The organism is Azospirillum brasilense, assembly GCF_022023855.1.
GTDB classification, from domain to species: Bacteria; Pseudomonadota; Alphaproteobacteria; order Azospirillales; family Azospirillaceae; genus Azospirillum; species Azospirillum brasilense_F.
In genome coordinates this window covers 1,622,233-1,646,781 of sequence record NZ_CP059449.1, presented here as the reverse complement: position 1 = coordinate 1,646,781, position 24,549 = coordinate 1,622,233, and the positions used below count along the sequence as shown (strand labels likewise).

19 protein-coding genes are annotated in these 24,549 nt (G+C 68.9%); 16 read left to right on the top strand and 3 right to left on the bottom strand.

The genetic code is table 11. The features are described 5' to 3' along the window. The first annotated feature begins 30 nt into the window (after positions 1-30). The 14 genes from H1Q64_RS07785 to lpxC all read left to right on the top strand — a co-directional run bounded on the left by H1Q64_RS07785 (position 31) and on the right by lpxC (position 16,786). Positions 31-1,443, top strand: a complete 1,413-nt coding sequence (locus H1Q64_RS07785; RefSeq protein WP_237903063.1) for a UDP-N-acetylmuramoyl-L-alanyl-D-glutamate--2,6-diaminopimelate ligase — start codon at positions 31-33, stop codon at positions 1,441-1,443. Continuing rightward, complete coding sequence (locus tag H1Q64_RS07780) at positions 1,440-2,936, top strand: UDP-N-acetylmuramoylalanyl-D-glutamyl-2,6-diaminopimelate--D-alanyl-D-alanine ligase (RefSeq protein WP_237903062.1); 1,497 nt, start codon at positions 1,440-1,442, stop codon at positions 2,934-2,936. Before H1Q64_RS07785 ends, H1Q64_RS07780 begins: the two co-directional genes overlap by 4 nt. Before the next feature lie 10 nt (positions 2,937-2,946). Continuing rightward, a complete protein-coding gene (mraY, locus tag H1Q64_RS07775) occupies positions 2,947-4,032 on the top strand; it encodes a phospho-N-acetylmuramoyl-pentapeptide-transferase (RefSeq protein ID WP_014241218.1) in 1,086 nt (361 codons plus the stop codon). Positions 4,033-4,045: 13 nt separating this feature from the next. Then, positions 4,046-5,449 carry a UDP-N-acetylmuramoyl-L-alanine--D-glutamate ligase gene (murD, locus tag H1Q64_RS07770; RefSeq protein WP_237903061.1) on the top strand — a complete coding sequence of 468 codons (1,404 nt, stop codon included), beginning with the start codon at positions 4,046-4,048 and terminating at the stop codon, positions 5,447-5,449. Beyond that, positions 5,449-6,570, top strand: a complete 1,122-nt coding sequence (gene ftsW / locus H1Q64_RS07765; RefSeq protein ID WP_186464788.1) for a putative lipid II flippase FtsW — start codon at positions 5,449-5,451, stop codon at positions 6,568-6,570. Before murD ends, ftsW begins: the two co-directional genes overlap by 1 nt. 5 nt (positions 6,571-6,575) lie before the next feature. Continuing rightward, positions 6,576-7,715, top strand: coding sequence for an undecaprenyldiphospho-muramoylpentapeptide beta-N-acetylglucosaminyltransferase (gene murG, locus H1Q64_RS07760; protein WP_237903060.1), 1,140 nt, complete (start codon positions 6,576-6,578; stop codon positions 7,713-7,715). Further along, a complete protein-coding gene (locus H1Q64_RS07755; protein WP_237903059.1) occupies positions 7,712-7,963 on the top strand; it encodes a hypothetical protein in 252 nt (83 codons plus the stop codon). Before murG ends, H1Q64_RS07755 begins: the two co-directional genes overlap by 4 nt. Positions 7,964-7,970: 7 nt before the next feature. After that, positions 7,971-9,386 (top strand): UDP-N-acetylmuramate--L-alanine ligase, encoded by a 1,416-nt coding sequence (gene murC, locus H1Q64_RS07750; protein WP_014241223.1) that lies wholly within the window; start codon positions 7,971-7,973, stop codon positions 9,384-9,386. 13 nt (positions 9,387-9,399) lie between these two features. Beyond that, a complete protein-coding gene (gene murB / locus H1Q64_RS07745; protein WP_237903058.1) occupies positions 9,400-10,326 on the top strand; it encodes a UDP-N-acetylmuramate dehydrogenase in 927 nt (308 codons plus the stop codon). Then, a complete protein-coding gene (locus tag H1Q64_RS07740; protein WP_237903057.1) occupies positions 10,323-11,273 on the top strand; it encodes a D-alanine--D-alanine ligase in 951 nt (316 codons plus the stop codon). The genes murB and H1Q64_RS07740 overlap by 4 nt, the downstream gene beginning before the upstream one ends. Next, entirely contained in the window at positions 11,258-12,220 is a 963-nt protein-coding gene (locus H1Q64_RS07735; protein WP_237903056.1) for a cell division protein FtsQ/DivIB, read from the top strand. Before H1Q64_RS07740 ends, H1Q64_RS07735 begins: the two co-directional genes overlap by 16 nt. A gap of 82 nt (positions 12,221-12,302) precedes the next feature. Further along, the gene (gene ftsA, locus H1Q64_RS07730) at positions 12,303-13,565 is read left to right on the top strand and encodes a cell division protein FtsA (protein WP_237903055.1); all 1,263 of its coding nucleotides are present in this window, start codon (positions 12,303-12,305) and stop codon (positions 13,563-13,565) included. A 141-nt stretch (positions 13,566-13,706) separates the two neighbouring features. Then, the gene (gene ftsZ, locus H1Q64_RS07725) at positions 13,707-15,482 is read left to right on the top strand and encodes a cell division protein FtsZ (RefSeq protein WP_237903054.1); all 1,776 of its coding nucleotides are present in this window, start codon (positions 13,707-13,709) and stop codon (positions 15,480-15,482) included. 359 nt (positions 15,483-15,841) lie between these two features. Next, positions 15,842-16,786, top strand: a complete 945-nt coding sequence (gene lpxC, locus H1Q64_RS07720) for a UDP-3-O-acyl-N-acetylglucosamine deacetylase (RefSeq protein WP_174451036.1) — start codon at positions 15,842-15,844, stop codon at positions 16,784-16,786. Positions 16,787-17,063: 277 nt separating this feature from the next. Here lpxC and H1Q64_RS07715 read toward each other — a convergent pair whose 3' ends face one another. Next, entirely contained in the window at positions 17,064-17,462 is a 399-nt protein-coding gene (locus tag H1Q64_RS07715) for a bacteriohemerythrin (protein WP_237903053.1), read from the bottom strand. 123 nt (positions 17,463-17,585) lie between these two features. Beyond that, the gene (ligA, locus tag H1Q64_RS07710; protein WP_237903052.1) at positions 17,586-19,973 is read right to left on the bottom strand and encodes an NAD-dependent DNA ligase LigA; all 2,388 of its coding nucleotides are present in this window, start codon (positions 19,971-19,973) and stop codon (positions 17,586-17,588) included. A 244-nt stretch (positions 19,974-20,217) separates the two neighbouring features. On the opposite strand from ligA, the gene H1Q64_RS07705 reads away from it, so the two are divergent. Both H1Q64_RS07705 and H1Q64_RS07700 read left to right on the top strand, forming a co-directional pair. Further along, positions 20,218-20,745, top strand: a complete 528-nt coding sequence (locus H1Q64_RS07705) for a hypothetical protein (protein WP_237903051.1) — start codon at positions 20,218-20,220, stop codon at positions 20,743-20,745. A 380-nt stretch (positions 20,746-21,125) separates the two neighbouring features. Beyond that, positions 21,126-22,484, top strand: coding sequence for a globin-coupled sensor protein (locus H1Q64_RS07700; protein WP_237903050.1), 1,359 nt, complete (start codon positions 21,126-21,128; stop codon positions 22,482-22,484). Between the two features lie 56 nt (positions 22,485-22,540). On the opposite strand, the gene H1Q64_RS07695 is transcribed toward H1Q64_RS07700, so the two are convergent. After that, positions 22,541-24,367 (bottom strand): carbohydrate-binding domain-containing protein, encoded by a 1,827-nt coding sequence (locus H1Q64_RS07695; protein ID WP_237903049.1) that lies wholly within the window; start codon positions 24,365-24,367, stop codon positions 22,541-22,543. Positions 24,368-24,549: the final 182 nt, after the last annotated feature.

The window sequence follows — 24,549 nt, the reverse complement described above, 5'->3', positions numbered from 1 at the left end:
TCCTCCTCCGTCGAGGGGTCCGCCGTCGAAGTGCCAGCCGTCGATGTGACCGGGTTGACCGCGGACAGCCGCGCGGTCAGGCCCGGTTTCGTCTTTGCGGCCCTGCCGGGCGCGAAGGCGGACGGGCGCGCCTTCATCGCCGATGCGCTCGCCAAGGGCGCCGTCGCGGTGGTGGCGCCCATCGGGACCGCCCTGCCCGCCGGCAGCACCGTGACGCTGGTCGCGGACGAGCAGCCGCGCCGCCTCTTCGCGCGCCTCGCCGCCGCCTTCCACGGGCGCCAGCCGGACACCGTGGTCGCCGTGACGGGGACCAACGGCAAGACCTCCACCGTCCAGTTCGCCCGCCAGATGTGGGACCTGATGGGCCTGAAGGCGGCCAGCCTGGGCACGCTGGGGCTGATCGGGCCGGGGCTGGACGATTACGGCGGGATGACCACGCCGGACCCGGTGTCGCTCCACCGCGACCTCGCCGCCGTCAAGGACAAGGGGATCGAACATCTGGCGATGGAGGCGTCCAGCCACGGGCTGGAGCAGTTCCGTCTCGACGGTGTGATCCTCAAGGCCGCGGGCTTCACCAACCTGACCCGCGACCATCTGGACTACCACGGCACAATGGAGGCCTACCTCCAGGCCAAGGCAATGCTGTTCGGACGGGTGTTGCCCGATGGGGGAACCGCCGTCCTGAACGCCGACAGCGGCACCTTCGCCGAACTTGCCGGGATTTGTTCACAGCGCGGTCACCGCGTCTTCGGATACGGTCTGGCCGGTCGCGAGATCCGGGTGAACGGGGTCGAGCCGCTGGCCCACGGCCAGCGCCTGGACCTGACGGTCCTGGGCCGCGACATCACCGTGGACCTGCCGCTGGCGGGCCGCTTCCAGGCGTGGAACGTGCTGTGCGCGCTCGGCCTAGTGATCGGCTCCGGCGCGGACCGTGACGAGGCTATGGCCACCCTGCCCCGCCTGGAAGGCGTGCCGGGGCGTCTGCAGCACGTCGCCACCCACCCCTGCGGGGCGGCGGTCTATGTCGATTTCGCCCACACGCCCGACGCGCTGGAAACGGTGCTGCTGGCGCTGAAGCAGCACGCCCGGAACCGCCTGATCGCGGTGTTCGGGTGCGGCGGCGACCGCGACCGCGGGAAGCGGCCGGTGATGGGGGAGCTGGCCGGCCGTCTGGCCGACCGCGCCATCGTCACCGACGACAACCCGCGCACCGAGGTGCCGGCGGCCATCCGCAAGGAGGTCCTGGCGGGCCACCCGGCCCTGGAGGAGATCGGCGACCGGCGCGAGGCCATCCGCGCCGCCGTCCGCAGCCTTCGGCCCGGTGACGTCCTGGTCATCGCCGGCAAGGGACATGAGCATGGTCAGATCGTCGGGACGGAGCTCCTTCCTTTCGACGACGCGACCGAGGCACGAGCCGCCGTGGCGGAGGTTGGAGCAGCATGAGCGAGGCCAAGACCGTCCTGTGGACCGCCGAGGACGCCGCCGCCGCCACCAGCGGTCAGGCGACGCGCTCCTGGGCGGCGACCGGGGTGAGCATCGACAGCCGCAAGGTGGCGCCGGGCGACCTGTTCGTCGCCATCAAGGGGCCGAACTTCGACGGGCACGACTTCGTGGCGAAGGCGCTGGAGGCCGGCGCCGCCGCGGCGCTGGTCAGCACCGTGCCACCCGGCGTGCCCGGCGACGCCTCCCTTCTGGCGGTGGAGCAGGACACGCTGGCGGCGCTGGGCGATCTCGGCCACGTCGCGCGGCTGCGCACCCAGGCCAAGGTGGTGGGCGTCACCGGCTCGGTCGGCAAGACCAGCACCAAGGAGGCGTTGCGCCATGTCCTGTCGGCGCAGGGCCGCACCTTCGCCACCGAAGGCAGTCTGAACAACCATTGGGGCGTGCCCCTGTCGCTGGCCCGCATGCCGGAGGACAGCGAGTTCGGTGTGTTCGAGCTGGGCATGAACCACGCCGGGGAGCTTGGCCCCCTGTCGCGGCAGGTGATGCCCGACGTCGCGGTCATCACCACGGTCGAGGCCGCGCATCTGGAGTTCTTCGACTCCGTCGAGGCGATCGCCGACGCCAAAGCCGAGATCTTCGAGGGCATGAACCCCAACGGGGTCGCCGTCCTCAACCGCGACAACCCGCATTTCGCGCGGCTGCTCGCCGCCGCGCGCACCCAGGGGCTGAGCCGCATCTGGAGCTTCGGCTCCCACGCCGACGCCGACGCGCGTCTGGTGGAGTGCTCGCTGCACGCCACCTGCAGCGCCGTGACCGCGGTCGTCCGGGGCGAGCGCATCCAGTACAGCCTGGCGCTGCCCGGCCGGCATTGGGTGATGAACAGCCTCGCCGTGCTGCTGGCGGTGAAGGCGCTGGGCGCCGACGTCGCCGCCGCGGGGCGCGCGCTGTCCACCATCGCGCCGGTGAAGGGCCGCGGCACGCGCAAGCGCGTCCAGGCCGCCCGGGGCGCCTTCACCCTGATCGACGAAAGCTACAACGCCAGCCCCGCCGCCATGGCCGCGACCTTCGCGGTGCTCGGCAAGACCGACCCCGGGGCCGGCGGCCGGCGCCTCGCCGTGCTGGGCGACATGCGTGAACTGGGCGACCGCGCCGACGCCCTGCACGCCGCGCTGGCCGAACCGCTGCGCACCGCGCATGTGGACGCGGTCTACGCCTGCGGCCCGCACATGCGCGCCCTGTTCGACCGCCTGCCCGCCGCCATGCGCGGCGCCTGGACGGAGTCCAGCGCCGAGCTGGCCCCCATCCTGGCCGGTGCGGTGCGCGGCGGCGATGTGGTGCTGATCAAGGGTTCGCTGGGCAGCCGCATGGCGACGGTGGTGGACGCCCTGTCCGCCCTGGACACCAAAGACAGCAAACAAACCGAAAAGAACAACAACGGCTCCTTGCCCGCGGCTGACACGGATCAGACCGCGGCGCACGGGCACAAAGGCTGACCGCTTCACGATGCTCTACAACCTGCTCTTTCCCCTGGCGGACGTCTTCACGCCGTTCAACCTGTTCCGGTATCTGACCTTCCGGACGGGAGGCGCGGTGCTGACGGCGCTCGTCATCAGCTTCGTGTTCTTTCCGCGCCTGATCGCGTGGCTGAAACGCAAGCAGGGCGAGGGCCAGCCGATCCGCTCCGACGGGCCGGAAAGCCATATGAAGAAGAAGGGCACGCCCACCATGGGCGGCCTGATGATCCTGATCGCCGTGTCGATCAGCACGCTGCTGTGGGTCGATCTGACCAACGCCTACACCTGGATCGTGCTGCTGGTGACGATCGGCTACGGGCTGATCGGCTTCGGCGACGACTATCTGAAGCTGACCAAGCGCAACACCAAGGGCCTGTCGGGCCGCTTCCGCCTGACCTGGGAGATCATCATCGGTGTCTCCGCCGCCGCCGCCATCATGTATGTGTCGGCGCCGCCCCTGTCCGGTGGTCTGGCCGTGCCCTTCGTCAAGGATTTCCTGATCCAGCTCTCCTGGTTCTTCATCCCCGTCGGCGCCTTCGTCATGGTCGGCGCGTCGAACGCGGTGAACCTGACCGACGGGCTGGACGGGCTGGCCATCGTGCCGACGATGATCGCGGCGGGCTGCTTCGGCCTGATCGCCTACCTGACCGGCAACGCGATCTTCGCCAACTACCTTCAGATCCACCATGTGCCCGGTGCTGGTGAGCTTGCCGTTTTCTGCGGGGCTCTGGTCGGTGCGGGGATCGGTTTCCTCTGGTACAACGCGCCCCCCGCCATGGTCTTCATGGGCGACACCGGCTCGCTGGCCCTCGGCGGCGCGCTGGGAGCCGTCAGCGTGGTCACCAAGCACGAGATCGTGCTGGCGATCATCGGCGGCCTGTTCGTGCTGGAGACCGTATCGGTGATCGTCCAGGTCGCCTCGTTCAAGCTGACCGGAAAGCGCGTGTTCCGCATGGCGCCCCTGCACCATCACTTCGAGAAGAAGGGATGGGCGGAGTCCACCGTGGTCATCCGCTTCTGGATCATCGCCTCCATCCTGGCCCTCGTCGGCCTGTCCACGCTGAAGCTCCGCTGAGGGTCGCCGCCCGATGATCAACCTGTTCTACATGGAAGGACTGCCGGTGGCGGTCATGGGGCTGGGCAAGTCGGGCCTCGCCACGGCGGAGGCGCTGACCCAAAGCGGCGCCGACGTGTGGGTGTGGGACGACAACGAGTCCAGCCGCGCCGCCGCGCTGAGCAAGGGCTACAAGGTCGTCGACCTGACCACGGCGGACCTGACCGAGCTGACCACCATCGTCTGGTCGCCGGGCATCCCGCACACCCACCCGAAGCCCCATCCAGTGGCCCTGCGCGCCCGCGCCGCGAACATCGAGCTGGTCTGCGACATCGAGCTGCTGGCCCGGTCGGAGCGTGATTCGGCCTACATCGGCATCACCGGCACCAACGGCAAGTCCACCACCACCACCCTGATCGGCCATGTGATGGAAGCCGCCGGGCGGCGCATCGCGGTCGGCGGCAACCTGGGCACCCCGGCGCTGACCTTCCCCTCCGTGGGGGCCGGCGGCAGCTACGTGCTGGAGATGTCGAGCTACCAGCTTGAGCTGACCTACTCGATCACCTTCGACGTGGCGGTGCTGCTCAACATCACCCCGGACCATCTGGCCCGCCATGGCGGCATGGACGGCTACGTCGCCGCCAAGAAACTGATCTTCCACCGCCAGACCAAGCCGCGCACCGCGGTGATCGGCGTGGACGACCCGACCTGTCGGGCGATCTGGGAGGAGCTGAAGGCCAAGGGCGACCAGGTGATCTGGCCGGTCTCCGCCCTGGGTCCGGTGCCCGGCGGCGTCTACGCCGAGAACGGCTGGCTGGTCGACGACACCTTCGGCACCGCGGAGCGCGTGGCCGAGTTGGCCGCCTTCCCGGCGCTGCTCGGAACGCACAACTGGCAGAACGCCGCCGCGGCCTATGCCGCCTGCAAAGCGGCGGGCGTGCCGACCCCGGCCATTGTCGCCGCCATGACCACCTTCCCCGGCCTCGCCCACCGCCAGCAGCTGGTGCGGACCATCGACGGCGTGCGCTTCGTCAACGACAGCAAGGCGACCAACGCCGACGCGACGGAGAAGGCGCTGGCGACCTTCGACCCGATCTACTGGATTCTCGGCGGACAGGCGAAGGAGACCGGGCTGGACGGGCTGGAGGCCTACGCGCCGCGCGTCCGCCACGCCTTCCTGATCGGCGAGGCGTCGGACCGCTTCGCGGTGTGGCTGGAGGCCAACAAGGTTCCGCACACCCGCTGCGGCACGCTGGACGTGGCGGTCAACGCCGCGGCAGAGCTGGCGCTGGCCGAGGCGCTGCCCGGCGCCTGCGTGCTGCTGTCGCCGGCCTGCGCCTCCTGGGACCAGTTCGCGAATTTCGAGAAACGCGGCGAGGCCTTCGCCGAAGCCGTGAATCGTCTCGAAGGCAACGCCGTTCCGGGGGACCGCGCCTGATGATGACCTTCGACCGCACCGACCAATCCATCTTCGGCCGCTGGTGGTGGACGGTGGACCGCTGGCAGCTCGCCGCACTGGCAGTGCTGATGGCGCTCGGCACGGTCCTGATCACCGCGGCCAGCCCGCCGGTGGCGGAGCGCATCGGCATCCAGGACACCTTCTACTTCGTCGAACGCCACCTGATGATGCTGATCCCCAGCGTCGCCATCATGTGCGGCGTCTCGCTGCTCAGCCCGCGCGGCGTACGGCGGGCGGCGCTGGTGGTCTTCCTGATCGCGGTGGCGATGGTCTACGCGACGCTGGTCGTCGGCGTGGAGATCAAGGGCGCGCGGCGCTGGATCCATATCCCCGGCCTGTCGATCCAGCCATCGGAGTTCGTGAAGCCGGCCTTCGCGGTGGTCGGGGCGTGGCTGTTCTCGCTGTCGCGCACCAACCCCGGCTTCCCCGGCACGATCCTGTCGATCCTGCTCTACGGCCTGACCGTCGGCGGCCTGCTGCTCCAGCCCGACCTGGGCATGACGGTGGTGGTGTCGGCGGTGTGGTTCTCGCAGTTCTTCCTGGCAGGTCTGAACATCATGCTGGTCGGCGGGCTCGGCGTGCTGGGCGTCGCCGGCCTCGTCGGCGCCTACTTCACGCTGCCGCACGTCCACAGCCGCATCAACCGCTTCCTCGACCCGTCGAGCGGCGACACCTATCAGGTCAGCCGCTCGCTGGAGGCCTTCGCCAACGGCGGGCTGATGGGCACCGGCCCCGGCCAGGGAACGGTGAAATACTCGCTGCCGGACAGCCACGCCGACTTCATCTTCGCCGTCGCCGGCGAGGAGATGGGGCTGATCTTCTGCCTGATCATCATCATCCTGTTCGCCTTCATCGTGCTGCGCGGCTTCGCGCGGGTGTTCAACGACACCAACTACTTCGTGCTGCTGGCGGCGAGCGGCCTGCTGATCCAGTTCGGCCTGCAGGCGGCGATCAACATGGGCTCCGCCCTGCATCTGATGCCGACCAAGGGCATGACGCTGCCCTTCATCTCCTACGGCGGCTCCTCGCTGCTGGCGCTGGGCTTCGGCATGGGGATGGTGCTGGCGCTGACCCGCAAGCGCTTCGGCCCGGCGGAGTGACGACGATGGCCGACACCACGCAACGTCCCATCATCCTCGCCGCCGGCGGCACCGGCGGACACTTCTTCCCGGCGGAGGCGCTGGCGCGCGAGCTGCTGGCCCGCGGCGAGGCGGTGGCGCTGGTCACCGACAAGCGCGGCCAGGCCTTCGGCGACAGCCTGCCGGAGGTGACGGTCCACCGCATCCGCTCCGCCGCCCCCGGCGGCAACCTGCTGGCCAAGATGAACGCGGCGTGGCAGATGGGCCTCGGCCTGCTCGGCGCCAACGCGCTGATGCGCCACCTGAAGCCGGCGGCCGTCGTCGGCTTCGGCGGCTACCCCTCCGTTCCCACGGTCTACGCTGCCGCGCAGGGCCGCGTGCCGGTGATGCTGCACGAGCAGAACGCCGTGCTCGGCCGTGCCAACCGGATGCTCGCCGCCGCGGCGCGGCGCATCGCCGTCGCCTTCCCCGAGGTCACCTCGGTGAAGGAGGAGCACCGTCCGCGCCTCGTCTGCACCGGCAACCCGGTCCGCCCCGCCATCGCCGCCCAGCGCGACGCCGCCTACGCCGTTCCCGCCCCCGGCGGCCTCGTCCGCATCCTGGTGATGGGTGGCAGCCAGGGCGCCCGCGTCTTCTCCGAAGTCATCCCCGAGGCGCTGGGCCGGTTGCCCACCGACCTGCGCGCCCGCATCCATCTGGCGCAGCAGTGCCGGCCCGAGGATCTGGAGGCCGCGCGCGCCGCCTACTCCAACATGGGCCTCGGCGGGCTGGAGCTGGAGAGCTTCTTCCGCGACGTGCCGGACCGGCTGGCCGCCTGCCACCTCGCCATCACGCGGGCCGGCGCCTCGACCATCGCCGAACTGACCTGCATCGGGCGCCCGGCCATTCTTGTGCCATATCCCCATGCCATGGACGACCACCAGACGGCCAACGCGCGGCAGCTCGCCGCCGCCGGGGCCGCCTGGTTGATGGCGCAGCCGGACTTCACCGCCGACACGCTCGCCGCCCGCCTGACGGCGCTGCTGGAGTCGCCCGACGCGCTGACCACCGCGGCGCAGGCCGCCCACGGCTGGGGCATGGCCGACGCCGCGCGCCGGCTGGCCGACGCCGTGCTCGACATGATCGCCAACCCGAACCACGCCCGAACCAAGGAAGCCGCGGAATGAACAAGGCAACGCGCAGCACCATCGCACGCCCCCGCTCCTGCCGGCCCCTGGGCGATTGGCCGGCGGACATGACGCGGACCGAAGGTGCCTGGAGCAACCGGCCCGAATGCCCGCTGCTGCCGCGCGCCGGCGCCGGCTTCCTGCGCGACCGGCTGCACGTCACGATCGGTTCCCAGCCCCTTCCCTACGGCCTGTCCGACATGGCCGTGGACGCCACCCTCAGCCTGATGCTCCGCCGCGGAAAGTAATCCAGACATGCGCGCCCTCCCCCTCTCGATCGGCACCATCCATTTCGTCGGCATCGGCGGCATCGGCATGAGCGGCATCGCCGAAGTGCTGCGCAACCTCGGCTACACCGTCCAGGGCTCCGACTTGGCGGAGAGCGCCAACGTCAAGCGCCTGCGCGGACTGGGCATCCAGATCAGCATCGGCCACCGCGCGGAGAACATCGCCGGGGCCGCGGTCGTCGTCGTCTCCTCCGCCGTCAAGCGCGACAACCCGGAGGTCGTCGCCGCCCGCGCCGCCCTGGTCCCGGTCGTCCGCCGCGCCGAGATGCTGGGCGAGCTGATGCGCCTCAAATGGGCCATCGCCATCGGCGGCACCCACGGCAAGACCACGACCACCTCGATGGTCGGCAACATGCTGGAACACGCCAACCTCGACCCCACGGTGATCAACGGCGGCATCATCAACGCCTACGGCACCAACACGCGGCTCGGCTCCGGCGACTGGATGGTCGTCGAGGCGGACGAGAGCGACGGCACCTTCATCAAGCTGCCGGCCTGCATCGCCGTGGTCACCAACATGGACCCGGAGCATCTGGACTATTACGGCACCTTCGACAACATGCGGGCCGCCTTCGACAGCTTCGTCCAGAACATCCCCTTCTACGGCTTCGCCGCGCTCTGCATCGACCATCCGGAGGTGCAGGCGATGATCCCGCGCGTGTCGGACCGCCGCATCATCACCTACGGCTTCAGCCCGCAGGCCGACGTGCGCGCTGTGAACATGCGGCTGGGCACCGAGGGCGCCGAGTACGACGTGGTGATCGACGACCGCCACACCGGGGAGAGCCGGACCATCATCGGCGTGCGCCTGCCGATGTACGGGCCGCACAACGTCCAGAACTCGCTGGCCTGCTTCGCCGTGGGCAACGAGATGGGCCTGCCCGACGTGGTGATGCGCGACAGCATGGCGAAGTTCCAGGGCGTCAAGCGCCGCTTCACCAAGACCGGCGAGTCGAACGGCATCACCGTCATCGACGATTACGGCCACCACCCGGTGGAGATCGCCGCCGTCCTGAAGGCCGCGCGCACCGCCGGCACCGGCCGCACCATTGCCGTCGTCCAGCCGCACCGCTATTCGCGCCTCGCCAACCTGTTCGAGGAGTTCTGCACCTGCTTCAACGACGCCGACGCGGTGATCGTGGCCGACGTCTACGCCGCCGGGGAGCAGCCGATCGAGAACGTCAACCGCGACAGCCTCGTCGAGGGCCTGCGCATGCACGGCCACCGTCAGGTGCTCGCCCTGCACGGCCCGGACGAGCTGCCGCAGCTGGTCCGCGAGATCGCGCGGTCCGGCGACCTCGTGGTCTGCCTGGGCGCCGGCAACATCACCCAGTGGGCCAACGCCCTGCCGGGCGAGCTGGACAAGCTGTCGGGCAAGGCGTGACGGGTTTTCTCCGATGACAGCCACAACCGCCTCCCTCATCGACCGGATGCCCGCCTGCCGCGGACGGCTGACCGCCGCGGCACCGCTGGCCAACGTGACGTGGTTCCGCGTCGGCGGTCCGGCGGAGGTCATGTTCCGGCCGGAGGACGCCGACGATCTGGCGGGCTTCCTGGCCGGACTACCGGACGACGTGCCGGTGACGGTGCTGGGTGTCGCCTCCAACCTGCTGATCCGCGACGGCGGCATCCCCGGCGTGGTGATCCGGCTGGGCCGCGGCTTCGCCGGTATCGCGGCGGACGGGCTGACTCTGGAGGCCGGGGCCGCGGCGCTCGACCTGAACGTCGCCGCGGTGGCGCGCGACACCGGCGTCGCCGGGCTGGAGTTCCTGTCCGGCATTCCCGGCACCATCGGCGGCGCGCTGCGCATGAACGGCGGCGCCTACGGCCACGAGATCAAGGACGTGCTGGTCTCCGCCCAGGGCGTGACCCGCCGGGGCGAGCGCGTGTCCTACGACAACGCCGGCATGGGCTTCACCTACCGCCACGCCGGGGTGCCGGAGGACGTCATCTTCACCGGCGCCACCCTGCGCGGCACGGTCGGCGACCCGGCGGAGATCACGCGGCGCATGGCGGAGATTTCCGGCAAGCGCGCCGACACCCAGCCGGTCCGCTCGCGCACCGGCGGCTCGACCTTCAAGAACCCGCCCGGCCACAAGGCGTGGGAGTTGATCGACAAGGCCGGCTGCCGCGGGCTGACCATCGGCGGCGCGCAGGTGTCGGAGAAGCACTGCAACTTCCTCATCAACCAGGGCACCGCCACCGCGGCGGAGCTGGAGGCGCTGGGCGAAGAGGTCCGGCGCCGCGTGTTCGAGACCTCCGGCGTCACGCTGGAGTGGGAAATCAAGCGGGTCGGCGTGGCCCGCGAAGGAGCGTCCGCATGACCACCCCCCACAAGAAGCATGTCGCCGTCCTGATGGGCGGCTGGTCGGCGGAGCGCGAGGTGTCGCTGGTCAGCGGCGCCGGCGTCGCCAAGGCGCTGGAGGAGGAAGGCTACCGCGTCACCGCGGTGGACGTGCAGCGCGACCTGGAGGGGCTGCTGCGCGCGCTGACCGACCCGCGCCCCGACGCGGTCTTCAACGCCCTGCACGGGCGCGGTGGCGAGGACGGGACGATCCAGGGCGTCCTGGAATTCCTCGGCATCCCCTACACCCATTCCGGCGTGCGCGCCGCCGCGGTCGCCATGGACAAGGCGATGACCAAGGCGCTGCTCGCCCCGGTCGGCGTGCGCTCGCCCAAGGGCCTCGTCCTCACCAAGGGCGAGCTGACCGGCGGCGCCCACCCGATGCCCGCCCCCTACATCGTCAAGCCGGTGGACGAAGGCTCGACCGTCGGGGTCACGCTGGTGCGCGAGGGGCAGAACAGCCCGGTCGGCGACGCCTGGACCTTCGGCGAGCGCGCCCTGGTCGAGGAGTTCATCCCGGGCCGCGAGCTGACCGTGGGCGTCATGGGCGGGCTGGACGGCGAGTGCCGCCCCCTGACCGTGACGGAGATCCGCTTCGAAGCACAGGTGTATGACTACACGGCTAAATACAGCGCCGGTCATGCCGTTCATACTGTGCCCGCGCAGATTCCCGAGCACGTCGCGGAAGAAGCCAAGAGGTTGGCGGTCCTGGCCCACCGAACCCTGGGGTGCCGCGGCGTTTCGCGCAGCGACTTCCGCTGGGACGATCGTAAAAGTGGAACCGACGGACTCTTTTTCCTGGAAATCAACAACCAGCCGGGCATGACGCCGCTGTCGCTGGTTCCCGAACAGGCCGCTGCCGTGGGGCTCACCTACGGGGCTCTCGTCGCTTGGATGGTGGAGAACGCCGCATGTCAACTCGACTGAGCATCGATCCGCAGTTCCGCGCCGGTTTCGGGGGTTCTGCGAACCGGGCCCGCGACGACAGGCCCGTGCCGCCGCGCGCCATGGCGAAGTCGGCCCAGAAAGGCAACCGCCGCCGCGCCTGGCCGCGCTGGACCCGTCCCGCGGTCAAGGCGGCTATCCTGCTGACGCCGGTCCTGATCGTCGCCGGCATGGCCGTGTCGGCGTGGCAGCGCGGCACCTTCGCCGAGACCACCGCGGCGTTGCAGGAAAGCCTGATCCAGACCAGCGCGTCCGCCGGCTTCGCCATCGCCGACGTTCTGGTCGAGGGCCGGACCGAGACCGACCCGGCGTCCATCCTGCGCGTGCTGGGCGTGCAGCGCGGCGACCCGATCCTCGCCGTCACGCTGTCCGACGCCAAGGAGAAGCTGGAAAGCCTGCCCTGGGTCGCCTCGGCCTCCATCGAGCGCCACCTGCCCGGCATCCTGTTCGTCCGCCTGACGGAACGGGAGCCGATGGCGATCTGGCAGCACGACCGCAAGTTCACCGTCATCGACCGCGAAGGCCGCCCGCTGGCCGACGCGACCGAGCTGGCGCGGCGCGGCAACCGCCGGATCGAGACGCTGCCGCAGGTCGTCGGCGCCAACGCGCCGATGCAGGTGCCGAAGCTGCTCGCGGCCCTCGACAACGTGCCGGCTCTGCGCGACAAGGTGAGCGCCGCCTCCTGGGTCGGCGACCGCCGCTGGGACCTCAAGCTGAAGAACGGTGTCGTGGTGAAACTGCCGGAAGCCCGCATGCCGTCCGCGCTGCGCCAGTTGGCGGAGATGGACGCGACGGGTCAGGTCCTGGACCGCGACATCGTGGCCATCGACCTGCGCCAGAACGACCGCGCCGTGCTGCAGACCTCCGCCACCGCCGTCCTGCCCTGGACGGAGGAGGAGAACAAGAAGAAGCCGGGCAAGAAGACGTGATCCTCCGCCACTTCTCTTTTTGAACCCCTCTTTCTGAAACGCGAACGACCGGACGCATCGAGGCCATAGGGTTGTGCTGAACATGGGCTTCAACGGGGCGAAAAAGCCAAAACGAGCCACCCGCGGCGGGATCATCGCCGCGCTGGACGTCGGCTCGACCAAGGTGTGCTGCCTCATCGCCCGCGTCGAGGATGCGGGGGCCGTGCGCATCGTCGGCATCGGCCACCAGATCGCCACGGGCGTGCGAGCCGGCGCGATCATCGACATGGAGGCGGCGGAGACCTCCATCGGCGCCGCCGTCCACGCGGCCGAGCAGATGGCCAACGAGACGATCCGCGACGTGATCGTCAACGTGTCCTCCCCGATCTCCCACGGCTTCAACGCCGAGGTCCCCGTTTCCGGCCAGGAGGTGACGGAGAGCGACGTCCGCCGCGCGCTGGCCCACGCCCGCAGCCTGCAGGTCGGCCCGGACCAGGCGCTGGTCCACGCGATCCCCGTGGGCTTCGCGCTCGACGGCAGCCGCGGCATCCGCGACCCCAAGGGCATGTACGGCGAGCGGCTGGGCGTCCAGGCCCACGTCATCACCTCGCCCGCCGGGGCGGTGCGCAACCTGCAGACCTGCGTGGCCCGCTGCCATCTCGACATCGAGGGTCTGGTCGCCAGCCCCTACGCGTCCGGCCTCGCCTGTCTGGTCGACGACGAGATGGAGATGGGCTCCGCCTGCATCGACATGGGCGGCGGCACCACGACGATCTCCGTCTTCTCCGAAGGCACGCTGGTCTGGTCGGACTGCATCCGGCTGGGCGGCAACCACGTCACCAACGACATCGCGCGCGGGCTGACCACGCCGGTCGTCCATGCGGAGCGCATGAAGACGCTGCACGGCAGCGCCATCACCAGCCCCGCCGACGAGCGCGAGATGATCGACGTCCCCCAGGTCGGCGAGGAGGAGCGCCTCGGCGCCAACAACCTGCCGAAATCCTATCTGGTGCGCATCATCCAGCCGCGGCTGGAGGAAATCTTCGAGCATGTCCGCTCGCGGCTGGAGCATTCCGGCTACGCGAAGCTGGTCGGCCGGCGCGTCGTCCTGACGGGCGGCGCCAGCCAACTTCCGGGTATGCGCGAGCTGGCGCAGCTGATCCTGGACAAACAGGTCCGCATCGGGCGACCGACGCGGATCACCGGTCTGAACGAGGCGCAAGGCGGTCCGTCCTATTCGACCGCCGCGGGCCTCCTTCTCCACGCCGTGCGCAATCCGACGGAGCTTCCCGTGGCGGGCCATGAGGCTGGCGCCGGCACGGGATTCTTCGGGCGCGTCGGCCTGTGGCTGCGGGAGAACCTATGATCCTACCGACATTGGTTTTCGGCCCAAAAAGGCTCCCGCCGCACCACGGCATTCCTGCCTAAAAACACCACCCGGACCCAACCGGGCAAAGACCCGCGACGCAAAGCATCGAACCAATCAAAAGGTTGTGGAGGCCATAACATGATCAACGTGACCATCCCCAGCATCGAACCCGAGCTGAAGCCCCGGATCACCGTCTTCGGTGTCGGCGGCGCCGGCGGCAACGCCGTGAACAACATGATCAAGTCCAACCTGGAAGGTGTGGACTTCGTCGTGGGCAACACCGACGCGCAGGCCCTGAAGGGCTCGCTCTGCGAGAAGCGCGTCCAGCTCGGCACCACCATGACCCGCGGCCTGGGCGCCGGCTCCAAGCCGGATGTCGGCCGCGCCTCCGCCGAGGAGCAGCTCGAGGAGATCATCGGTCACCTCGAAGGCGCCAACATGGTGTTCATCACCGCCGGCATGGGCGGCGGCACCGGCACGGGCGCTGCCCCGGTCATCGCCCGCGCGGCCCGCGAGCGCGGCCTGCTGACCGTCGGCGTGGTGACCAAGCCCTTCCATTTCGAGGGCGCGCACCGCATGCGGCTGGCCGAATCGGGCATCGCCGAGCTGCAGCAGTATGTCGACACGCTGATCATCATCCCGAACCAGAACCTGTTCCGCATCGCCAACGAGAAGACGACCTTCGCGGACGCCTTCAAGATGGCCGACGACGTTCTGCATTCCGGCGTGCGCGGCGTGACCGACCTGATGGTGATGCCCGGCCTCATCAACCTGGACTTCGCCGACATCCGCTCGGTCATGACCGAGATGGGCAAGGCGATGATGGGCACCGGCGAGGCCGGCGGCGAGCGCCGCGCCATCGAGGCCGCCGAGGCAGCCATCTCCAACCCGCTGCTCGACGACGTGTCGATGAAGGGTGCCCGCGGCGTCCTCATCAACATCACCGGCGGCTACGACATGACCCTGTTCGAGGTCGACGAGGCGGCGAACCGCGTCCGCGACGAGGTCGATCCGGACGCCAACATCATCTTCGGCTCGACCTTCGACAGCTCGCTGGACGGCGTGATGCGCGTGTCGGTGGTCGCCACCGGCATCGACGCCGCGGCCATGTCCAACCCGCGCACCCTGCACCCGGTCAACCTGTCGCTGGTCTCCGACCGCAACGGCGGCAATGGCGGCGCCAAGAAGCCCGCCGGCGCGGCCGGCCTGACCCAGGCCGCCCCGGCGCCGCTCGCCTCCCCCGGTCAGGTCGCCCCGGCGATCCCCGGCGCCGGTCTGGCCCCGCGCCCGATGGGCGGGGTCGCGCAGCCCCAGGTCCAGCAGCCGCACCCGTCGGAGTTCCAGCAGCACGTTCCGGCCCAGCAGCCGGCGCCGCAGCCGGTCCAGCAGCCCATGGACCCGATGGTTCAGCACGCCCCGCAGCATGCGCCCCACCCGCACATGCCGATGGGCCATGACGGCATGCAGCCGGTGGAAACCGCCCCGGCCCGCAACGTCGCCACCGGTCCGCTGCACAGCGAGCGCCGCGACGGCCACTTCATCGCCCCGAAGGCCGCCGATCCCGGCCCGCGCCAGTCCTCGGTCCCGATGTCGAGCCAGCTTGCCGCCGCCGCCCACGCGGAGCCGCCGGCCCGCAAGCCGAACTTCCTGTTCGGTCTGGTCACCGGTCTGGCCGGCCGCAAGGCCGAACCGGCTCCCCAGCCGGCCCCGCAGCATCAGCCGCAGCAGCACCATCAGCCCCAGCATCACCAGCCGCAACACCAGCAGCCGATGATGCCGCAGCCGCCGATGGCCGCCCCGCAGCAGCCGATGGCCCAGCCCCCGCGCCCGCAGGCGATGGGCGACGGCACCACCCAGAAGATCGACGAGGAAGCGCTGGACATCCCCGCCTTCCTGCGCCGTCAGGCCAACTGACGCGTCACCGAGGCTGGCCCAATTGATCTGAGGGCAACAGCAACCCGCCGGTCGCCGCCGCCTCTTTCGAAGCGGCATCGGCGGGCATCCACAACCTGTTTGACTTCAACCGCCTCCAGAGCTTCGCAAGAGCGCTCCGGGGGCGGTCTTTTCGTGTCCGGGGAACGCCCGTTTCGCGTCCGACGACGGTGCTCTACCGCCCTGCAACAAACGGTAACAAAGAGTGATTTGTCCTCCATAGGGGCCAATGATACCTAGCATATGCGGTCATAAGCGCTGACCCGCCCCGCCCTCGGCGGAGACCGGCGGCAAATCGCAGACCGACCGCACAAGACCAAGATTGAAACGGGACAGACACCGTGGCTCAGAATCGCATCAAGACCGAAGGCATGCTGCAGCGTACCCTGGCGAAGCCGGTGCGTTGCTCGGGCGTCGGGCTGCATACGGGCGCGACGGTCACCCTGACGATTTCCCCGGCCGAGCCGAACAGCGGCATCGTCTTCCGGCGCACCGATCTCAGCGGCCCCGCCGCGGTGATCCCGGCGCGCTGGGACCATGTGGTCGACACCAAGCTGTGCACGGTCATCGGCAACGCCCACGGCACCACCATCGGCACCATTGAGCACCTGATGTCGGCGCTGGCTGGCTGTGGCGTGGACAACGCCGTGGTCGCGCTGGACAACATCGAGGTGCCAATCATGGACGGCAGCGCCGCCCCCTTCGTGGAGGCCATCGAGCGCGTCGGCACCGTGTCGCAGAACGCGCCCCGCCGGGCCATCCGCATCCTGAAGCCGGTCACCGTGACCGAGGGCAACAAGAGCGCCACCTTCACGCCGGACCACACGACGGGCTTCAGCTTCGAGATCGACTTCGCCAGCAAGGCGATCGCCCAGCAGAGCCACGAGATGGAGCTGGACGCCGAGACCTTCCGTGACGAGATCAGCGCTGCCCGCACCTTCGGCTTCCTGCACGAGGTCGAGGGGCTGCGCAAGATGGGCCTCGCCCGCGGCGGTTCGCTGGACAACGCGGTGGTCATCTCCGGTGACGAGGTGATGAACGAGGGCGGCCTGCGCTTCGACGACGAGTTCGTGCGCCACAAGATCCTGGACGCGGTCGGCGACCTCTATCTGGCCGGCGCGATGTTCGTCGGTCATTTCCATGGTGTCCGGTCCGGCCACGCCCTGAACAACCAGCTGCTGCGCGCTCTGTTCGCCGACGCCAGCGCCTGGTGCTACGAGACCCCGCCGAGCACGGCTCTGCCGGGCGCCGTCTGGCACGCGACCGAGCGGCTGGCCGTCGCCTAAGACGCACCTCACAGCATCGCGTTGCCCCTGCCCTCCCCTTCCGGGGAGGGCATTTTCGTTTTGCGCCCCCCTCCCCTCTCGGATTCGCGCGAGGCGAGGCGCACGCACACTCCCCTCCCCTTCCGGGAGTGGAAGGATATGATTTCTGCGCCGCTTTCCCAAAAAGCACAATAATATTGAATTATATCAATATTTTATGTTGTGTTTTTGAGACTTCGGCTGAGGTGGCACTGTCGAAATCCCCTCTCCCGCCCCGGGAGAGGGGAAATGAGACAACTCACTGCTCAGCGGCGTAGGCGCCGAAGCGGGTGTCTTCCTTCAGGATGTGCTTGCCCAACCAGTCGGCACAGAATTCGAACACCTCGTTGCCGGTGATGGTGTCGCGCTGGGCGTGGAAGCGTTCGCGGTAGGATTCGACGTTGCGCGTCAGGGTGTCGTGCAGAGCCTTGTGTGCGGCGAAGGTCGGGTAATTGGCCTGGGCCATGTGCGCTTCTTCGCGCGCGAAATGATCCTTGGTGTAGTGGATCAGTTCGTCCAGGATCGCTTCGACGACATCAGGAGAGTCGCGGTTTTCGCACGCACCCAGCTTGTTGACGATGTCCACGAGAACACGATGATCCTCATCGAGTTCTTCGATGCCGACGCTCATCCAGCGCGACCATTGAATGGAGTCCATAGCGATCCCCCGTCTCATTTTTCTTATGGTGCTTCTCCCCTTTATGGAACCGGCGGCGAGGGGCGTCAACGCGGCACTCAGCCGCGCCGCGCCTCCCCTTCCGCCCCCCAGGCCAGCCGGCGATCAGCCGGCGATCAGCTCGGCCCACTCCTGCTCGCTGAGGATGATCACGCCCAGGTCGCGCGCCTTGGCGGCCTTGCTGCCCGCGTCCGCCCCGCAGATGACGTAATCGGTCTTGGCCGAGACCGAGCCGGCGACCTTGGCCCCCAGCGACTCCGCGCGGGTCTTCGCCTCGGTGCGGGTCATCGTCTCCAGCGTGCCGGTGAACACCACCGTCTTGCCGGCGACGGGGGAGCCGCTGGCCGCCTTCGGGCGTTCGGCGTCGGCCACCCGCACGCCCGCGGCGCGCAGGTCGTCGATGATGGCGCGGTTGCGCTCCTCCTGGAAGAAGCCGGCCAGTTCCTCCGCAGCGACCTCGCCCACGTCGGGGATGGCAACCAGTTCGCCCCAGCCGGGGCCGGGCTGCGCGCCGACGGCGGCGAGCATTGCCGCCTTCCAGTCCGCCAGTGCGCCGTAGCGCTCGGCCAGCGCCTGGGCGGCGCGGCTGTCCACCTTCTTGATGCCGAGCAGCTTGATGACGCTGTCCAGCCGCAACGCCTCCTGGCCGGCGTAGAAGTCCAGCTTCGGCAAATTTTCCGGGTCGGCGAACCAGGCGAGCAGTGCGTCGGCCTTCACCGGGCCGAGGCCGTTCAAAGCGTGCAGGTCGCGCCACGCCTCCCCCGGCATGTTGGCGACGGCGCGCTCCATCCCCTCTAGCCAGCCGTCGATAGAACCGTACTGGCGGGCCAGCGACTTAGCCGTCACCTCGCCGATGTGGCGGATGCCCAGCGCGAAGATGAAGCGGTGCAGGTCGATGCGCTCGCGCCGCTGGTTGATCGCGGCGAACAGGTTTTCGACCGACTTTTCCTTCCAGCCCGGACGGCCGAGGATGGCGATCTCGCCCGCCTCCACCCGGCGCTCCAGCGTGAAGATGTCCACGGGGGAACGGATCAGCCCGTCCTCCCAGAACTCCTCGATGGTCTTCTCGCCCAGCCCTTCGATGTCGAAGGCGTTGCGCGACACGAAATGGCGCAACCGCTCCTTGGCCTGGGCGGCGCAGATCAGCCCGCCGGTGCAGCGGCGCACCGCCTCGTCCGGCTCGCGCACGGCGAGGCTGCCACAGACCGGGCAATGGTCGGGGAAGACGTAGGGCACGGCGTCCTCGGGGCGCTGCCCCTCCACCACCCCGACGATCTGCGGGATCACGTCGCCGGCCCGCTGGACGGTCACCAGATCGCCGATGCGGACATCCTTGCGGGCGATCTCGTCCTCGTTGTGCAGGGTGGCGCGGCTGACCACCACGCCACCGACGGTGATGTCCTCCAGTTCGGCCACCGGGGTCAGGGCGCCGGTGCGGCCGACCTGGATGGTGATGCCCTTCAGCCGGGTCTGCGCCTGCTCAGCCGGAAATTTGTGGGCGATGGCCCAGCGCGGCGCCCGGCTGACGAAGCCCAGCCGTTGCTGAAGCTCCAGGCTGTTGACCTTGTAGACCACCCCGTCGATGTCGAAGGGCAGCGCCGAGCGCTCCTCGCCGATCTTGCGGTAATGGGTCAGCAGCGCCTCGGCGCCGTCGCACAGGTTGGCCGGGCGGTTCAGCGAGAAGCCCCAGCCGCGCAGCCGCTCGCGGATGCCCCATTGGGTGTCGGCGATCGGCTCCGACAGCTCGCCCAGCGCGTAGCCGAAGAAGCAGAGCGGGCGCGACGCGGTGATTTTCGAATCCTTCTGGCGCAGCGAGCCGGCGGCGGCGTTGCGCGGGTTGGCGAACAGATCCTCCCCCCGCTCCGCGTAGGCGCGGTTCATCGCCAGGAAGTCGTCGCGGTTCATGTAGACCTCGCCGCGCACCTCCAGGACGGCGGGATAGGGCGCCTCCAGCGTCTGCGGAACGTCCTTGATGGTGCGGACGTTGGCGGTCACGTCCTCGCCCTCCGTCCCGTCGCCGCGGGTGGCGGCCAGGACCAGCCGGCCGTTCTCGTAGCGGAGCGAGCAGGACAGCCCGTCGATCTTCGGCTCGGCCACGAACTCCAGCGGGGCGTCGTCGGACAGGCCGAGGAAGCGGCGGACGCGGGCGACGAACTCGTGCGCCTCCTCCGGCTCGAAGGCGTTGCCGAGCGACAGCATGGGCAGCGCGTGCCGCACCTTGCGGAAACCCGCCGCCGGGGTCGCGCCGACGCGCAGAGAGGGCGAATCGGCGCGGCGCAGCTCCGGATAGCGCGCCTCGATCCCGTTGTTGCGGCGGACCAGCGCGTCGTAGGCGGCGTCGGAAATCTCCGGCTTGTCCTGCTGGTGATAGAGCCGGTCGTGGTGGGCGATCTCCTGGGCCAGCGCGGCCAGTTCCGCCTGCGCCTGCTCCACCGTCAGCTCCTCCACGGGGATGCTGCGGAGCGCGGCGGGGGTATCGAACAGGTCGTTCATGGCGGGTCTCTTCGGTGCCTTCTCATGAGGATGACGCTGGAGGACGGCGCTGGATCGGCGGGCGCCGCCGGGGGCGCAGCATAGCGCCGCGGGGGCGTGCCGTGGAGTCCGGCCTTGAGCCGGTCTGGCATTCGGCTCCGTCCGCGCCAACCTTGAAACCGCAGACCTTGAGCAGACCTGGAAAGGTGCGGGGACGCGAGGGTTGCGTGTATGATGAACCGGCGCCCGTGAACGGATGTGCTGCATGAACGAGCCGACCAGCCGTGCGACCGCCGGCAGCCTGACCATCGACGATCGCTTCGTCATCGCCGCGGCGCTTGACCGCATCCTGTACGACGATCCCGACCATTTCGCGACGGAGGACGCACGGCTGCTGCGCCGCATGATCCCGCGCACCCGGTCCCCCTGGCTGCGGCTGGGTTTCCGCGCGGAAAGCCAGGGGCCGTCCATGTCGGGCCGGGCCGCCGGCGTGGGCGACGTGAAGATGGACGGCGACAAGAAGGTGGTCGAGGGTGGCGTGGGCGAGGCTCCGGTCTGGCGCTGCGGCCAGTACAAGATCTCCAACCACGGCGACGACCTGGAGATCTGGCAGGTGATGAGCGACGAGTTCGCCGAGGAGCCGAAGGGCGCCCGCCTGGAGTACGGCGCCACGGGCACGCCGGAACGCCTGACCTTCTTTCAACCCCGCGACCTGGAGTTGCGCATTCCTTTCACCGGCATCGCGATCGGGCTTCGTCTGGGCGGCTGGCAGCCTTGGAAGAGCGCCGCCTGAGACCGGCATAGACCTGCGCCCAGTTGTCGCATACCAGAGTATTAAAACGTTCCGGCAGTGAACCGCCAGACGGTTGGCAAACGTTGCCTCGCGGCATCTTTGCGAAGATTTCCAGAAACTTGATAATCTGCCTTATTTCCTATAACCACGGCAAAAGACGGGCATGGGAACTTATGCGATTCCCCTGGTTTTCTCTTTTTATCTCCGGGAATTCGATTAATTTAATATTTTGCAGAACTGCAATAAAGCATGAAACCAATCGTTAAAATTGTCATGTCCATGATGCCAGCATGGTGATAGCCGAGCGGTGATCAGCCGGGAGGAGCCCCGGTCCAGCCGCAGCTCAACGCTTGCCAACCAAGAACAAAGAGACGAACACCATGGACAGTGGCATTCAAGGCGGCATTCAAGGCGGCGTTCAGGAACGCCTCTCCTTTCTGCGGATTGGCAGTGAGACGGCCCCGCTTCTGAAGGAAGCCTGGAGCATCGCCGAGCCGCATCTGCCCGTCATTCTCAAAGACTTCTACGACCACCTTCTCGCCATTCCCGAACTTCGGAAGATCCTGAACGGGAAATCCGTCGAGCGATTGAAGGACGCCCAGGTCAATCACTGGCGACATCTGTTTTCCGGGAGCTTCGACGACGTCTACCTGACGCGCGTGAAGGCGGTGGGCCAAGCGCATTACCGCATCGGCCTGCACCCGCGCTGGTATTTCGGAGCCTACCGGCTGGTCATGGGACGGCTGGGCAGGCTGATCGGCGAACGGCACCGCCGCGATGCGCCGCGCGCCATGAGGATCATGGAGGCGGTGGAAACCGCGATCTTCCTCGACCTTGACCTGTCCTTCGACGCCTACAGCACCGCCGTGACGACCATGACCAACCGGATGCTGGTCGAACTGGCGGAGAATTTCCGGGACACGGTGCAGGGCGCCATCGATACCGTCGGCCAGTCTGCGGCGGCGGTCAACGCGGCCACCGGCGCGGTGCGCGGCATCGCCCAGGACACCGGCGTGCGTACGGAGCATCTGACCGGCGCGGTTTCCGGCACCGCCAGCAACGCCCGCGCCATCGCCGCCGCCGCCGAGGAACTGACCGCCACCAACCACAGCGTGGTGTCGCGCATGGAGAGCGCCTTCTCCATCGTCAACGAGGCGCAGGCCGCCACACAGCGCTCCACCGAGGCGGTCACCGCGCTGGCCGGGATCGCCGGACAAATCGGCGGGACGCTGAAGCTCATCAACGCCATCGCCAACCAGACCAACCTGCTGGCGCTGAACGCCACCATCGAGGCGGCCCGCGCCGGCGAGGCCGGGCGCGGTTTCTCCGTGGTGGCGGCGGAGGTCAAGGTGCTCGCCAAGCAGACCGCCGGAGCCACGGAGGACATCACCCGCCTGCTTCAGGAGATCGACGGCGCGACGGGCCGGACCCGCGACGAGATCGCCGGAATTGGCTCAGTGGTTGGAGCGTTGCGCGCCCATTCGCAGGACGTGCTGTCCATCATGGGCCAGCAGAACGAGGCGACACGGGAAATCGCCCAGAACATCCACGAGGCCAGCCAGTCCGCCGAACGCATGTCCGACGAGGCCGGGCACCTCGCCGACGGCGCACGGTCGGTCATGGCGTCGGTCGAGGACGCCTTCCACACCACCGTCCGATTGAGCGGGACGGCGGAGGAGCTGCGCGCCGCGCTGGACAAGTTCCTGTCGCACATGATGTCCCTGCGCGTGGCGGCGTGACCGGACGGGGGCGTTCCCACCCCTCGTCCTGATGGCACGGCTCAGGGCGCCGTCGCTCAGGCCACGTCGAACGGGTGCAGCGGGTCGGGGTGATGGTCCGTCAGCGCGGCGTGGGCGTGGACATCCCCCGACAGGCCGAGATCCGCCATGGACAGCGCCGCGTCCGCATGGACAGGCGCCGCGGCCTCCAACCCCTGGGCAACGAGGTGCTGCCACACCGTGTCCTGTCCGTCCGCCGATAGGGCGGAGGCAATGGCGCCACTTCCCGAGGCGGTTCCGGAAGACGGGAACCAGGACTTGTCGGCGTCGACGACCAGCGTGCCATTCCACCACAGGCCAGCCTGCCCCTTGACCACGTCCTTGCCGTCGAGAGCGCCCTTGTCGTAGGTGACGTTCGACGCCGTGGGGGCAACGGCGTGGCCGTTGATGGTGAGTTTGTTGACGAACAGCGAGCGGTCCTGCCCGTTCACCACGGCGTCGTTGTCGTACTGCACCTGGACCTTGTGCGCCTGATCGGCGGTCAGGTTGGTGGCGAAGGTGAAGTCCTTGCCCGCCGTGCCGACCGTGGCGCCGCCGATGGCCTTGCCGTCCACCAGCAGGTTGAAATGGGCGTTCACCCCGCCCGCTTCGGCGCCGGAGGCGTTGACCGTGATGGTCGTGTTGGCGGGCGCCGCCTGGGCCGGGAAGTCCTTGGCCGGGGCATCGACCACCAGCGTGCCGCCCCACCACATGGACGATTGGCCCTTCACCACGTCCTTGCCGTCGAGAGCGCCCTTGTCATAGGTGACGTTGGCGGCGGTCGGGCTGTGGGCGGTGCCGTTGATGGTGACCTTGTTGACGAACAGGTTGCGGTCCTGGCCATTCACGAAGCCGTCGTTGTCGTACTGGACCTGGACCTTATGGGCTTGGTCGGCGGTCAGGTTGGCGGTGAAGCTGTAATCCTTGGCCGCCGAATCCACCGTGGCCTGCCCCACCGTCTTGCCATCCACCAGCAGCTTGAAATGGGCGTTCACCCCGCCGGCCGGCGCGCCGGAGGCGTTGACGGTGATCGTCGTGGCGCTCTGCGCCGTGGAGACCGGGGCGGACTGGGCGATCTTGGCGAGCAGGGCATCGGTGTCCAGCTCGAAATAGCCGGCGGTGCCCATGGCCTTGCCGGTGCTGCGGGCGAGATCGAGGAACTCCCCCTGGGTCAGCCGGGTGCCGGTCTGTTCCACCCACGCCTGCTGCGCCTTCGCCACCGCCGCGGTGACCGCCGGGGCAGCGAAGGAAGAGCCGTTGGCCGTGTAGGTGACGCCCGACAGATTGGTGATGCGCACGTCGGTGCCGTCGGCGCAGACATCGGTCAGCGACGGGCTGCGCTGCGCCCAGGACGGGAAGGCGCCGTCGCCGGTGGAGGCCGAGACGCAGATCTGGTTCACGTCGGCGGAGTAGCTGGAGACGCTCTGCGACACCCCGCCGTCGCCGCTGTTGCCGGCGGCGGCCACGGTCAGCACGCGCTTGGCGGCCAGAGCGGCCAGTTCGTCGGAGATCGAGGTGGTGGCCGCGGTCGTCTGCGCCCCGCCGCCCAGCGACAGGTTCACCGCCGTGATGTTGTAGGCGTCGGCGTTGGCGACGACCCACTGCAGGGCCTTCTCGATGTTGGCCTCGCTGGCGCCGCTGCCGTCGTCGGGCATGACCTTCAGCGCAATGATGCCGACGTCGGGCGCGTTCTCCAGGATCTCCGCGGTGACCAGGGCGCCGTGCGTGTTCGCGTTGGCGACCATGGCGTCGTTGTCATTTCCGTAGAAGTCATGCTGGTAGACCAGCCGGCCCGTGTTCCAGGCGGAGGACAGGCCGCTGTCGATCACGACGACGTTGCCGGCGGAAGCGGAGCTGTTCGACATCTTGCCAACCTTGTTCGTTCTTGGGCGAACGGCGCCCGGTTACCGGACGCGCTAGGCTGGACTATGCGTGTTTTGCTGTGGCCGCCGTATGACCGCTGCGGGCGATTGCTGTGACCTGATACCGCCAAGCCAAAGACTTGGCTTGACGTATTGCGTTCAAACGCCACGCAGGCTTTTCGCGC

Coding starts and splice junctions, on each gene's coding strand:
- mraY (WP_014241218.1), top strand. CDS start 2,947: ATGCTCTACAACCTGCTCTTTCCCCTGGCGGACGTCTTCACGCCGTTC.
- murG (WP_237903060.1), top strand. CDS start 6,576: ATGGCCGACACCACGCAACGTCCCATCATCCTCGCCGCCGGCGGCACC.
- ftsW (WP_186464788.1), top strand. CDS start 5,449: ATGATGACCTTCGACCGCACCGACCAATCCATCTTCGGCCGCTGGTGG.
- ftsA (WP_237903055.1), top strand. CDS start 12,303: ATGGGCTTCAACGGGGCGAAAAAGCCAAAACGAGCCACCCGCGGCGGG.
- ftsZ (WP_237903054.1), top strand. CDS start 13,707: ATGATCAACGTGACCATCCCCAGCATCGAACCCGAGCTGAAGCCCCGG.
- H1Q64_RS07755 (WP_237903059.1), top strand. CDS start 7,712: ATGAACAAGGCAACGCGCAGCACCATCGCACGCCCCCGCTCCTGCCGG.
- ligA (WP_237903052.1), bottom strand. CDS start 19,973: ATGAACGACCTGTTCGATACCCCCGCCGCGCTCCGCAGCATCCCCGTG.
- murD (WP_237903061.1), top strand. CDS start 4,046: ATGATCAACCTGTTCTACATGGAAGGACTGCCGGTGGCGGTCATGGGG.
- H1Q64_RS07695 (WP_237903049.1), bottom strand. CDS start 24,367: ATGTCGAACAGCTCCGCTTCCGCCGGCAACGTCGTCGTGATCGACAGC.
- H1Q64_RS07735 (WP_237903056.1), top strand. CDS start 11,258: ATGTCAACTCGACTGAGCATCGATCCGCAGTTCCGCGCCGGTTTCGGG.
- H1Q64_RS07780 (WP_237903062.1), top strand. CDS start 1,440: ATGAGCGAGGCCAAGACCGTCCTGTGGACCGCCGAGGACGCCGCCGCC.
- H1Q64_RS07705 (WP_237903051.1), top strand. CDS start 20,218: ATGAACGAGCCGACCAGCCGTGCGACCGCCGGCAGCCTGACCATCGAC.
- H1Q64_RS07740 (WP_237903057.1), top strand. CDS start 10,323: ATGACCACCCCCCACAAGAAGCATGTCGCCGTCCTGATGGGCGGCTGG.
- H1Q64_RS07700 (WP_237903050.1), top strand. CDS start 21,126: ATGGACAGTGGCATTCAAGGCGGCATTCAAGGCGGCGTTCAGGAACGC.
- H1Q64_RS07715 (WP_237903053.1), bottom strand. CDS start 17,462: ATGGACTCCATTCAATGGTCGCGCTGGATGAGCGTCGGCATCGAAGAA.
- murB (WP_237903058.1), top strand. CDS start 9,400: ATGACAGCCACAACCGCCTCCCTCATCGACCGGATGCCCGCCTGCCGC.
- murC (WP_014241223.1), top strand. CDS start 7,971: ATGCGCGCCCTCCCCCTCTCGATCGGCACCATCCATTTCGTCGGCATC.